The organism is Accumulibacter sp. (genome assembly GCF_036625275.1).
Lineage (GTDB): Bacteria > Pseudomonadota > Gammaproteobacteria > Burkholderiales > Rhodocyclaceae > Accumulibacter.
This window is the reverse complement of record NZ_JAZKUD010000109.1, coordinates 1-10,844: the sequence shown is the minus strand read 5'-3', so window position 1 is coordinate 10,844 and position 10,844 is coordinate 1. Positions and strand designations below refer to the sequence as shown.

Annotated in this window: 12 protein-coding genes and 1 pseudogene; 4 read left to right on the top strand and 9 right to left on the bottom strand. The window is 61.3% G+C overall.

The window, feature by feature from the left end:
• A pseudogene (locus V5B39_RS22325) lies at nucleotides 1-125 on the top strand (IS110 family transposase); the annotation flags it as partial.
• Nucleotides 126-432: 307 nt separating this feature from the next.
• On the opposite strand, the gene V5B39_RS19895 reads toward V5B39_RS22325, so the two are convergent.
• From V5B39_RS19895 to hfq, 9 genes are all read right to left on the bottom strand, one after another.
• Complete coding sequence (locus V5B39_RS19895) at nucleotides 433-876, bottom strand: acyl-CoA thioesterase (RefSeq protein ID WP_332344581.1); 444 nt, start codon at nucleotides 874-876, stop codon at nucleotides 433-435.
• 254 nt (nucleotides 877-1,130) lie between these two features.
• A complete protein-coding gene (locus V5B39_RS19890; RefSeq protein ID WP_332344580.1) occupies nucleotides 1,131-2,159 on the bottom strand; it encodes a hypothetical protein in 1,029 nt (342 codons plus the stop codon).
• A 126-nt stretch (nucleotides 2,160-2,285) separates the two neighbouring features.
• On the bottom strand, nucleotides 2,286-3,602 hold the full coding sequence (locus tag V5B39_RS19885; protein ID WP_332344579.1) for an adenylosuccinate synthase: 1,317 nt from the start codon (nucleotides 3,600-3,602) through the stop codon (nucleotides 2,286-2,288).
• Nucleotides 3,595-4,764 carry an ATP phosphoribosyltransferase regulatory subunit gene (locus V5B39_RS19880; protein WP_332344578.1) on the bottom strand — a complete coding sequence of 390 codons (1,170 nt, stop codon included), beginning with the start codon at nucleotides 4,762-4,764 and terminating at the stop codon, nucleotides 3,595-3,597. Before V5B39_RS19880 ends, V5B39_RS19885 begins: the two co-directional genes overlap by 8 nt.
• On the bottom strand, nucleotides 4,761-4,946 hold the full coding sequence (locus V5B39_RS19875; protein WP_332344577.1) for a DUF2065 domain-containing protein: 186 nt from the start codon (nucleotides 4,944-4,946) through the stop codon (nucleotides 4,761-4,763). The genes V5B39_RS19880 and V5B39_RS19875 overlap by 4 nt, the downstream gene beginning before the upstream one ends.
• Complete coding sequence (hflC, locus tag V5B39_RS19870) at nucleotides 4,943-5,821, bottom strand: protease modulator HflC (protein WP_432432136.1); 879 nt, start codon at nucleotides 5,819-5,821, stop codon at nucleotides 4,943-4,945. The genes V5B39_RS19875 and hflC overlap by 4 nt, the downstream gene beginning before the upstream one ends.
• Before the next feature lie 11 nt (nucleotides 5,822-5,832).
• On the bottom strand, nucleotides 5,833-7,101 hold the full coding sequence (gene hflK / locus V5B39_RS19865; RefSeq protein WP_332344576.1) for an FtsH protease activity modulator HflK: 1,269 nt from the start codon (nucleotides 7,099-7,101) through the stop codon (nucleotides 5,833-5,835).
• Between the two features lie 20 nt (nucleotides 7,102-7,121).
• Entirely contained in the window at nucleotides 7,122-8,312 is a 1,191-nt protein-coding gene (hflX, locus tag V5B39_RS19860; protein ID WP_332344575.1) for a GTPase HflX, read from the bottom strand.
• Between the two features lie 119 nt (nucleotides 8,313-8,431).
• Nucleotides 8,432-8,671: an RNA chaperone Hfq gene (gene hfq / locus V5B39_RS19855; protein WP_332344574.1), complete on the bottom strand. Its 240-nt coding sequence runs from the start codon at nucleotides 8,669-8,671 to the stop codon at nucleotides 8,432-8,434.
• A 162-nt stretch (nucleotides 8,672-8,833) separates the two neighbouring features.
• On the opposite strand from hfq, the gene V5B39_RS19850 reads away from it, so the two are divergent.
• From V5B39_RS19850 to V5B39_RS19840, 3 genes are all read left to right on the top strand, one after another.
• A complete protein-coding gene (locus V5B39_RS19850) occupies nucleotides 8,834-9,055 on the top strand; it encodes a hypothetical protein (RefSeq protein WP_332344573.1) in 222 nt (73 codons plus the stop codon).
• 156 nt (nucleotides 9,056-9,211) lie between these two features.
• Nucleotides 9,212-9,469 (top strand): TIGR02647 family protein, encoded by a 258-nt coding sequence (locus V5B39_RS19845; protein WP_332344572.1) that lies wholly within the window; start codon nucleotides 9,212-9,214, stop codon nucleotides 9,467-9,469.
• 47 nt (nucleotides 9,470-9,516) lie between these two features.
• Nucleotides 9,517-10,844, top strand: a 1,328-nt coding sequence (locus V5B39_RS19840; RefSeq protein WP_332344571.1) for a patatin-like phospholipase family protein, incomplete at its 3' end; no start/stop codon positions are given.

The following is a 10,844-nucleotide window of genomic DNA, read 5'->3' as shown; positions in this document are numbered from 1 at the left end:
ACGAACTGTTGCGGCCTATCGAAGAACGGGAAGCGCGCATCGCCCGTTTCGACGCCCGCCTGCTCAGTGAGTTGGCGAGCGAGAAAAATGCACTGGCACTACTGCAAACCTTGCCCGGTGTCGACGTTGAGCAGATCTCCGTGCAGCGCAACGCTTCCCGCTGGATCAAGGCTCTGACTCGCTTCGGCTTCATCCCCGCAACCGCTTGATTCAGGCCAACTCATCGTCATGACCGGCGCCGGTCAGGCCTTCGTTCGCCTTCCGAGGGGCTTCTTTCACATTAAAGCTGACCGGCTAAAGCCGGTGGTTTTAACCTTGTGATCGACAATGAAAGCCCCCGGCTTTGCCGGGGGATGGTTACTGTGAAAGTCGTGTCAGCAACTCACGAGTCTCCCCTCCCCCATGCGTGGGGGTAAAGGCAGAGCATGACCGTTAGCGGGGGGCGATCGGAAAGCATTCGGCACGCGCGCGGAAATGGTCGGGTACGGCAGCCACCTTGCGCGCAGCGTAGTCGAAGAAGACGATTCCAGTCTTGCCACGTGCAACCTCGCGCTGGCTGACCTTTTCCCGCATACACCACAACAGGTCACAGCCCTTGCTGCTGAAATCGCTGGTGGTCATCAAAACGATCATCACCTCGCCGTGAAAGGCCTCGGACTTGTACTGCAGCGCTGCGTCGGCGATCACGATGCCAAGCCCTTCGACATCGAGTTCGCTATAGCCGAGCGACTGGAAGAAGCGTGCTCGTGCCTCGGACACCACCGAGAGCAGCGCGGCGTTGTCGAGGTGGCCAGCGTAGTTCATGTGACTGAGATAGAGCGGAATCTCGGTCGAAAAGGCAAAATTTACGGGTAGTTCGATCTGTATTCGGGGCATGACTTGACCTGTAGCAGGTATGGGCAACGGGGATGGGATCGCTGCGCGCGTCGGGAACGCCTGGTCGCAGCATGATGCTGCGACCGGCGGTGGCGGTTACGATGAAAGTCGCGAGCGACTCACGAATCTTCCCTCCCCCTCGTGGAGGAGGGGTCGGGGGGGAGAGGGAAACGGTCATGACTTTCATCATCGGGGTGTCTTGCAAAGTCATGACCGTTTGATCGGTGCCAACGCCACGAGCGGCCGGAGGTGTCTCAGAGATATCGCGCGGCATCGTCAAAATTGATTTTTACCGGAGACGGCAGTTCGCTGCGTGCGACGCGTCCCAGCACGAAAGCCCTGCGCACTTTCTGGGTACCGGTCAGCTCGGCGATGGCGAAATCGACTTCGGCAGCCACTTCGCTGCTCGTTTTCTCGGTCACGACATTCATCGTGGTCAGTCGCAACTGCTTCTGTTCGACGCTCAGATAGCGACCGGGGTTTTCGAGCACTGCCTGCAGGCATTCGAGTTCTGCTTCCAGTGCCGTCTCACCGCCACCGATGGCTTGCAGCTGCCGTTCGTTTTCCAGCAGCTCCGCCTCCAGCCTGGCTTGCTCGCTACGTGCCTCGGGTGGCGACCCGAACATCGAGCCGAGGCCCGGTCCCTGTTGCTGCAGCAGGCGCAGGCGTGCCCGGATCAGCGAACGGTTGCCTTCCAGTTCCTGTCTTTCGACGCGATTCTCGCCGATCTCGTCCAGGGCTTGAGCCAGCAGGTACTCGAAAACCTGTACCCCCACGACACGCCGCAAGCGAGACTCATTGCGGCCGCAGAGATGCGCACGATGATCCGAGAAGCTGACGCTGGTTTGCACCACATCGCGCTGCACCATGCCGCCTTGCAGCGCCATTCCGAAGATCCGTTGTTCGTTGAACGCCATGCCGAGGATCAGGTAGGCCTCGTCGATCTCGGGGAACTTGTCGAACAGGGTGCGCAGATTGTCGGATCGCCCGAGCAGCATCGGGATATCCGTCGGTGCGACAAAGAATGCCCGCAAAGCCGGGTCGGCCGCCCAGGTCGACGACGACAGGGGGTGCACATCGGGCAGGCCCTTCACCAAGGTGCGGATGAATTCGATCGTCGTCTCGACGGCTGGTGTCAGGCGGCGGTGGCAGGAAGGCAGCACGCCCAGACGCGGGTTGGTCAGGGTGATGGCCTTGTCGACCGCGGCTCGCAGCATCTCTTCGGAGACGCCATCCGGGTCGAATTGCGCCGGTCGATTCTTGAACCAATCGAGAATGCCCATGTTCACCTCCCGCAAAGTTCTGGCTGCACCCTTCCCGCGCCGACGGGAATCGAGTGCCTACCGATTGGGATCTCGGCCTGTACGATGACGAAGCCCGATCCTCTCGTTGGTTATGACCGACGGCGGCTATGCCGGTTCGCCCAGAGGATGCCGGCGAAGCACTGTCTCGGCACGCTCCGGCCCGGTCGAGATGATGTCGATCGGAATCCCGCAGAGTTCTTCGATGCGCGCCAGATAGGCCCGCGCGGCTACCGGCAGCGCCTCCATCGTGCTGGCTCCGACCGTGGACCCGGACCAGCCGGGCAGGGTCTCGAACACGGGCTGACAGGCAGCGACCTCGTCGGCGCCCATCGGCAGCCGCTCGACGAGTTTTCCGTCAAGCCGATAGGCGGCACAAATCTTCAGCTCCGACAGACCATCCAGCACGTCGAGCTTGGTGATGCATAGACCGGTGATGCCGTTGATCTGAATCGAACGCTTGAGTGCTGCCGCATCGAGCCAGCCGCAACGCCGCTTGCGCCCGGTGACGGTACCAAATTCATGCCCTTTTTGTGACATCTGGTGCCCTGGCAGACCGGCGGTCTCGATGTCCAGTTCACTCGGGAAGGGACCGCCACCGACGCGCGTGCAATACGCCTTGGTGATTCCAAGCACGTAGTGCAGCATTCCCGGACCGATTCCCGAACCGGCGGCAGCCTGGCCGGCTACACAGTTCGACGAGGTGACAAAGGGATAAGTGCCGTGATCGATGTCGAGCAAGGCGCCTTGCGCGCCTTCGAAGAGCAGATTTTGGCCCGCCTGGTTGATCGCATGCAGCGCCGCCGAGACGTCGGTGACCAGCGGCTTGATCTCCTCGGCATCGGCCATTGCCTGCGCGAGAACGGCATCGAAATCGACCGCTGCGGCCCCGAAATAGCGGGTCAGCACGAAGTTGTGGTAGTCGAGATTGTCCTTCAGCCGTTCGGCAAAGCGATCCGGATAGAACAGGTCATAGATCCGCAGCGCCCGCCGCGCCACCTTGTCTTCATACGCCGGGCCGATCCCCTTGCCGGTGGTGCCGATCCGCAAATCCGCACACTTCGCCGCCTCGCGTGCATGATCGAGAGCCGCGTGATAAGGCAAGATGATCGGACAGCCCGGACTGATCTTGAGCCGCGAACGGACGTCGATGCCGCCCGCCTCGAGGGCCTTGATCTCGCTGATCAGATGGTGGATGTCGAGTACGACACCATTGCCGATGAAGCAATCGACGCCTGCCCGGACGATTCCCGAGGGAACCAGGTTAAGCTTGTAGACTTGGTCGCCGACCACCAGCGTGTGCCCGGCGTTGTGGCCACCCTGGAAGCGAACGACACCTTTGGCATGATCGGTCAGCCAGTCGACGATCTTGCCTTTGCCTTCGTCACCCCATTGTGTCCCAACGACTACCACATTCTTAGCCATTCCCGCGATCCGTCCCTGTAATTGCTTCAACAAGCCATTGCCCGTCACGTTCGACCAGTTGACGGTCGCACCGTGGCCCTTCACTGCGCACCTCGGCGGGCAGAGCTTCGACAACGATTTCACCCTGCGCACGCAGCGCGGCAATCGCTGCCGCCAATGTGGTCCGGGCTGCAGCAGCAGGTGCCAGAATCGCTCCGGGTTGTGTGACACTTGCCGCCAGCCGTGCCAGTTCGCGCAAATCCATCGAAAAGCCGGTAGCTGGCCGGGCGCGGCCGAAAGCCCTGCCGACGCCGTCATAACGCCCGCCGCGTGCGATGGCACTCGAGAAGTCAGGACAATAGGCAGCGAAGACCACGCCGTTGTGATAGTGGTAGCCGCGCAGGTCCGCGAGGTCGAACGATAGCGGCAGATCGGGCAGCGATGCCTGCAACTGCCGCAAGGTTTCCAGCGCGGCAGTGATTTCCGGCAAGGGAGGCAGCGCCCCGGCAGCCGCGGCAAGCGTTTCGACGCCACCATAGAGGTCCGGCAGCGCCAGCAGCGCAGAACGCAGAGGTTCATCGAGCTTGCGGCAAGGCTCGCGCAGACTCGGCACGTCCTTGGCTTGCAGCAACTGCAGCAGCGCCTCCTCGAGCTCGGCCTCCAGGCCGGACGCTGCCGCCAGTGCACGAAAAACGCCGACATGGCCGAGATCGATACGCGCAGCCGGGACGCCGGCAGCGTCGAGCGCGGCGGCCATCAGGCGAATCACTTCACGGTCGGCGGCGACGCCGGTGTAGCCATACAGTTCGGCCCCGAGCTGGATCGGCTCGCGACTCGCGGTCAGCGACGCCGGCAGGGTATGCAGCACGCTGGCGCAGTAGCACAGTCGCGCCACCCCCTGGCGATTGAGCAGGTGGGCATCGATGCGGGCAACCTGCGGTGTGATGTCGGCGCGTACGCCGAGCGTGCGTCCCGACAACTGGTCGACCAGCTTGAAGGTCCGCAGCCGCAGATCGTGCCCGGAGCCAGTGAGCAGGGAATCCAGGTATTCGAGCAGCGGTGGCATCACCAGTTCATAACCATGCACGCGGAACAGATCCAGCAGTATCCGGCGCAGCCGCTCGATCTGCACGGCTTCTGACGGCAGGGCATCGGCGATATGTTCGGGCAGTAGCCAGTTCATCGGAAAATCATCAGCAATACCAGCCCGACCAGCATCGAGGTCAGGCCGATGAAGCGGATTTGCCCGTCGGAAAAGCGGATCAGACGCCGGAAGGTTTCACGCCAGGCGTTCGGCGCCACGAATGGCAACAGCCCTTCAAGCACCAGCATCAGGGCAAAGGCAAGCAGCAGGTGATTGATCATTTGCCGGCTTTGTCGCCACTTCGGCTGATGCTCTTCATATACTTGAAGAAATCGGAGTTGGGCTCGACGACGATCAGGTCATTCTTGCCCTTGAAGCTGTTGCGATAGGCTTCGAGGCTGCGATAGAAAGCGTAGAACTCCGGGCTGCCTTCAAAAGCCTGCGCATAGATTGCCGATGCCTTGGCGTCGCCCTCACCCTTCATCTTCTGTGCATCGCGATAAGCCTCGGCAACGATCACCTCACGCTGTTTGTCGGCGTCGGCGCGAATCTTCTCGGCCTCGGCGGCACCCTGAGAACGCAATTCGTTGGCCACCCGCTTGCGTTCTGCGTCCATGCGGCGATACACCGATTCGCTGACGTCGCTGGGCAGTTCGACACGCTTGACGCGCACATCGACGATCTGCACGCCAATCTTGCGGGCGTCGAGGTCGGCCTTCTCGCGCATCTGGGCCATGATCTTGTCGCGCTCGCCGGAGACCACATCATGCACGGTGCGCTTGCCGAATTCCTCGCGCAGGCCGGCATTGACGGTCTGTGTCAGCCGCGTCTTGGCGCGTCCTTCATCACCGGCGACCGAAATGTAGTAGAGCTTGGGATCGACGATTCGCCACTTGGTGAAGGAATCGACGAGCACGTTCTTCTTTTCCGAAGTGATGAAGCGTTCGGGTTCGGTGCTGTCCAGGGTGAGGATGCGCTTGTCGAAATAGCGAACGTTCTGGATCAATGGCCATTTGAAATACAGGCCGGGTTCCTCGATGACGTTGCGGACTTCACCGAGCTGAAAGATGATGGCGTATTGACGCTGGTCAACCGTAAAAATGGTCGCTCCGAGCACCACCAGCACGGCCACGAAAACGGCCGCAACGATATTCATGCTTGCTTTCATCAGCGAGACTCCCGATCACGCTGCCGTAGCGTCTCACGCGAACGTGTTTCGTTTTTCTCGACCACCTGTGGCGGCACCTCGCTGGAAGCGACCGGCGCCGGCCGTGCCGCTGCCGGCAGCTCCTGGCTGCCTGCGGCAGGCGCCGCCGCGGTCGCGGCTCCGGCTGCCTGCAGCAGCTTGTCGAGCGGCAGGTAAAGCAGGTTCCCCTGTCCCCTGGCGTCGATCAGCACCTTGCTGGTGCCGGCATAGACCTGCTGCATGGTATCGAGATACATGCGACTGCGCGTCACTTCCGGCGCCTTGGCGTATTCCGTGTAGATCTGCCGGAAACGGCTGCCATCGCCCTCGGCCGTGGCAATGACGCGCTTCTTGTAACCTTCCGCTTCCTCGAGCAGGCGTGCGGATGTTCCGCGGGCCTTCGGGATGACGTCATTGGCATAGGCCTGGCCTTCGTTCTTCTGGCGCTCACGGTCCTGCGAAGCCTTGACCGCATCATCGAATGCCGCCTGCACCTGCTCCGGCGGCTGCGCGTTCTGCATCGTGACCTTGGAAATCAGAATACCGGTCTTGTAACGGTCGAGAATCTCCTGCATCAGCTTTGCGGCATTGACCGCGACCTGCTCGCGACCCTCGTAGAGGACGAAGTCCATCTTGTTCTTGCCGACGATTTCGCGAATCGCCGTCTCTGCGACCTGCATCACCGCGTCGTCCGGATGCCGGTTGTTGAAGACGTATTCGACGGGGTCGTTCAGGAACCATTGCACGGCGAACTGGATGTTGATGATGTTCTCGTCGTCAGTCAGCATCAGTGCTTCCTTGAGCACCTTGTTTTTTTCGCTGCCGCGATAACCGATCTCGATGGTGCGCACACCGGAGATGTTGACCAGTTCATGCGCCTGGATCGGGTAGGGCAGTCGCCAGCGCAAACCTGGGTCGGTACTTTCCTTGTAGCGGCCGAACTCCAGCACGACGCCTCTTTGCGAGGCGTCGACAATGTAGAAACCGCTGGCCAGCCAGACCACCACGACCAGCGCCAGAAGCAGGCCAATGCCGCCGCCGAGGAAACGGTTGTTGAACTGGATCGGCGGACGCAGGTCACCGCGATCACCGCCATGATTGCCGCCAGCACGCCGTTTGTCGAAAATCCCCGACAGCTTGCGATTGAGGTCACGCCATAACTGTTCGAGGTCGGGCGGACCCTGGTTGGGCCGCTTGTCACCGCCACCATCGTTGCCGCGATTGCCCCACTGTGGGTCATTGAGCGACATAAGTACTCCAAGGCTATAAATCATGGGGAACCATCTGAATCGAGAATCCTGTCGACATCCTGCGCAGCCGCCGCGCCGGCTGCCCGCGCGCGGCTGTCCCGTAATTCCTGCCAGTCTCGCGTCTTCGCCAGGGCCAGCTCGGCGAGCGCTGCACGCAGCAGGGGTAAACCATCTCCGGAGACAGCACTCAGGCGAACGCGCCAGATTCTACCATACTCATCACGCTCGACCGCCGGCGGCAGCCCGGTCAGATCGAGCTTGTTCTGCACCGTCAGTTGCGGCACATCAGCAGCGCCGATCTCCGCCAGAACTTTGTTGACGTCGGCGATCTGGTCGTCGCGTGCCGGACTCGCCGAATCGACGACGTGCAACAGCAGGTCCGCTTCGGCTGTCGCTTCGAGCGTGGCGTGGAAAGCGGCCACCAGCGAATGCGGCAGATCGCGGATGAAGCCAACGGTATCGGAAAGCACGATATGACCGACTTCGGCCAGCCACAATTTACGCGTCGTCGTATCCAGGGTGGCGAACAACTGGTCGGCGGCAAAGACGCCGGCATGCGTCAGTGCATTGAACAGTGTCGACTTGCCGGCATTGGTGTAACCCACCAGCGATACGTTCAGCAACTTGTCCCGGCCGCGCGCCTTGCGTTGCACGCCACGCTGGCGTTCGAGCCTGGCCAGGCGTTCCCTGAGCAGCTTGACGCGGATACCGAGCAGGCGACGGTCGGTTTCGAGCTGCGTTTCTCCCGGACCACGCAGACCGATCCCCCCTTTCTGTCGCTCCAGGTGGGTCCAGCCACGCACCAGTCGTGTTGCCAGGTGTTCGAGCTGTGCCAGTTCGACCTGCAGTTTGCCCTCTGAACTTTGTGCCCGCTGCGCGAAGATGTCGAGGATCAGACTGGTCCGGTCGATGACGCGACACTGCAGCGCGCGCTCCAGGTTGCGTTCCTGGCCGGCGCTGAGTTCGTGATTGAAGATGACCAGGTCGGCGGCATGCGCGGCGACTTCGGCAGCCACTTCTTCGACCTTGCCTTTGCCGGCATAGGTCGCCGCATCCGGGCTGTGGCGACGCCCCTGCACGACGGCACAGACCGCCGCACCGGCTGACCGGGTCAGCAACCGGACTTCGGCAAGCTGCTCGGCAAGGTCTTCACGACCAAAGTCGAGCTGGACGATGACCGCTCGTTCTTCGGCGGTCGCGCGCTCAATCATGCCGAAGATCTAGGAGAGCCTGTCGCAAGCCGCAGCCGTTAGTGGGTGGCAGGAGAAGAAGGGTCTCGATGCGGCTGTCCGCCGTGGCGGTGAGCCGGCCCGGGATAATGCGGAGTGCATCATGCCTCGTTGTCGGTATCCTGATGGATGGTGATCGGGCGTGACGGAACGACCGTCGAGATCGCATGTTTGTAGACCATCTGGGTCACCGAGTTCTTGAGCAGGACCACATACTGGTCGAACGAATCGACCTGGCCCTGCAGCTTGATACCGTTAACCAGGTAGATCGAAACCGGCACCCGCTCACGCCGCAGGGTGTTGAGAAACGGGTCTTGTAAGAGTTGCCCTTTGTTGGTCATCCTTCAAACTCCATCTTTAATTATGTTCTGGAGGGTCGAGGATAATTGATTTCGCTGTCGTTGGCCATATCCTCAAAGATCCAGGCCAAAGATCCAGGCCGAAGATGCTGCGCTGATTGGCGGCAAGAGGGATAATGGTTGCAGTCGTGGAGAGGAGAAATCATGGATTCCGGATTGCTGGCCAGTCTCGACTGGGGTGCCTTGGCGTTGGTCGCAGTGGTCGCCGCGGCTTTGGCGTGGGGGATGGTCTTCTTTTTGCGGCAGAATCGAAAGGATCTCGACGACCTGCAGCAGACCCTGGATCGGCAGAGCAAGGAAGACGATGATGAGAATGAAAAAATGTCCGGCAACCGAGCGAGCCATCGCCGTGATATGGGGAGCTGATGCGCCCGCGAGACATCAGCCGCGTCCGCCGCCTGGAGCCGGTTCGCCCAGCGTGTGGCGTGCGTGCAGTTCCTGAGAGTTGCAGCGGCCCGCCGCGTTACCGCGTTAGAATGGCGCCCCACGGTCACCACTGGTTTCGACCAACGAGGAATCACCATGCCTTTTACAACCGATCTGGTCGATGAGCTCAACACCCTGGTCTTCTTCGATCTCGGCAGCACCCAGCAGGGAATCAAGATTCACAAGACCGCCAACCCGGCAATCATCGCGGCAACCCGGCGGCTGCACGCCAAGGGACTACTGACGCTGGTTGACGGCGGTTATCTGACCAGCCTCGGTCGCGATGCTGCCGAACACGCACAGGCGGTGCTGACCATTCTCAGCTCCACTCCTTCGACGACCACAGGACCGTAGGGGTAGCTTAGCTTGCCAGTCCGAAGTATTGAAAAGTTGGAGAAATCATGAACGTAATGCCCTGCCGGCACCTGTTGCTGGGGTTGCTCGTCGCTGGCCTGCTGGCCAACGCCAGCGCCGACGACCAAAATCCTGCCCGGCCGCGCGTCGGCCTGGTTCTCGGCGGTGGTGGCGCGCGTGGCGCGGCACACATCGGCGTCCTCGAAGTGCTCGAGAAAATGCGCGTGCCGGTGGACTGCGTTGCCGGCACCAGCATGGGCGGATTGGTGGCCGGTGCCTACGCTGCCGGGCTCACGCCGGCAATGATGCGGAAGGAACTGGCAAAAGCCGACTGGGATGACCTGTTCCAGGACGACCCACCGTACTCGCAGCGGAATTATCGCAAGAAGGCCCTGGAAAAGCACTTCCTGCCGGCTTCGGAAACCGGCGTCGGTGCGGATGGACTGAAGTATCAGACCGGGGTGGTGACGGGGCAGAAGATCAAACTGTTTTTTAACCAGTTGGTAGGTGATTACCATGGAGAACGGGAAATCGAGGCACTGCCGTTGCCGCTCTCGATCATTGCCACGGACATCGTACATGGTGAACGGATGGTCTTTCGCAGCGGTAGCCTGACCACCGCGATGCGCGCCAGCATGTCGGTTCCCGGTCTGATGTCGCCGGTCGAAGCCAAGGGAAAAAAGCTGGTCGATGGCGGTCTGGTGGACAACGTGCCGATCGACGAAGCGCGTATGCGTTGCCAGGCCGACATCGTCATTGCCGTCAACGTTGGCTCGCCGCTGCTGAAGGCCGACGAGATCAGCGGGCTGCTGAGCGTTGCGGCGCAGATGGTGAATATCCTGACCGAGCAGAACGTTACCCGCTCGCTGGCCATGCTCAAACCAACTGACATCTACATCAAACCCGACCTGGAAGGGGTCAGCGCGGGCGACTTCAAACGCACCTCGGAAACCGCCGATCGCGGCGTGCTGGCGACTGAAGCAGTTGCCGACCGCCTGCGCCCGCTGGCCGTCAGCGAAGCCGCTTATGCCGTCTGGGCCGGGCAGTTCCAGATGGCCCGACGCGAAGCGCCGAAGGTTCATGAAATCCAGATCGCCGGACTCCAACGGGTCAACCCGACGATGGTTGAACAGCATATCGAGCTCAAGCCGGGTGATCCGGTCGACCCGAGCAGAATCAATGCCGATCTGCTGCGGACCTATGGCGATGGCTATTACGAGCACGTCGATTACCAAATACTCACCGAGCGCGACCGCAACATCCTGCGCGTGACGCCACTCGAGAAGAGTTGGGGACCCGATTACCTCCGCTACGGTATCAACCTTGACACCAACTTCAAGGCCGACTCGACCTATAACCTGCGCCTCGCCTACCA

What these genes read in the sequence shown, in the direction of transcription:
- V5B39_RS19895 (WP_332344581.1), bottom strand. Translation starts at nt 876, where the DNA reads ATGCCCCGAATACAGATCGAACTACCCGTAAATTTTGCCTTTTCGACC.
- V5B39_RS19890 (WP_332344580.1), bottom strand. Translation starts at nt 2,159, where the DNA reads ATGGGCATTCTCGATTGGTTCAAGAATCGACCGGCGCAATTCGACCCG.
- V5B39_RS19885 (WP_332344579.1), bottom strand. Translation starts at nt 3,602, where the DNA reads ATGGCTAAGAATGTGGTAGTCGTTGGGACACAATGGGGTGACGAAGGC.
- V5B39_RS19880 (WP_332344578.1), bottom strand. Translation starts at nt 4,764, where the DNA reads ATGAACTGGCTACTGCCCGAACATATCGCCGATGCCCTGCCGTCAGAA.
- V5B39_RS19875 (WP_332344577.1), bottom strand. Translation starts at nt 4,946, where the DNA reads ATGATCAATCACCTGCTGCTTGCCTTTGCCCTGATGCTGGTGCTTGAA.
- hflC (WP_432432136.1), bottom strand. Translation starts at nt 5,821, where the DNA reads ATGAATATCGTTGCGGCCGTTTTCGTGGCCGTGCTGGTGGTGCTCGGA.
- hflK (WP_332344576.1), bottom strand. Translation starts at nt 7,101, where the DNA reads ATGTCGCTCAATGACCCACAGTGGGGCAATCGCGGCAACGATGGTGGC.
- hflX (WP_332344575.1), bottom strand. Translation starts at nt 8,312, where the DNA reads ATGATTGAGCGCGCGACCGCCGAAGAACGAGCGGTCATCGTCCAGCTC.
- hfq (WP_332344574.1), bottom strand. Translation starts at nt 8,671, where the DNA reads ATGACCAACAAAGGGCAACTCTTACAAGACCCGTTTCTCAACACCCTG.
- V5B39_RS19850 (WP_332344573.1), top strand. Translation starts at nt 8,834, where the DNA reads ATGGATTCCGGATTGCTGGCCAGTCTCGACTGGGGTGCCTTGGCGTTG.
- V5B39_RS19845 (WP_332344572.1), top strand. Translation starts at nt 9,212, where the DNA reads ATGCCTTTTACAACCGATCTGGTCGATGAGCTCAACACCCTGGTCTTC.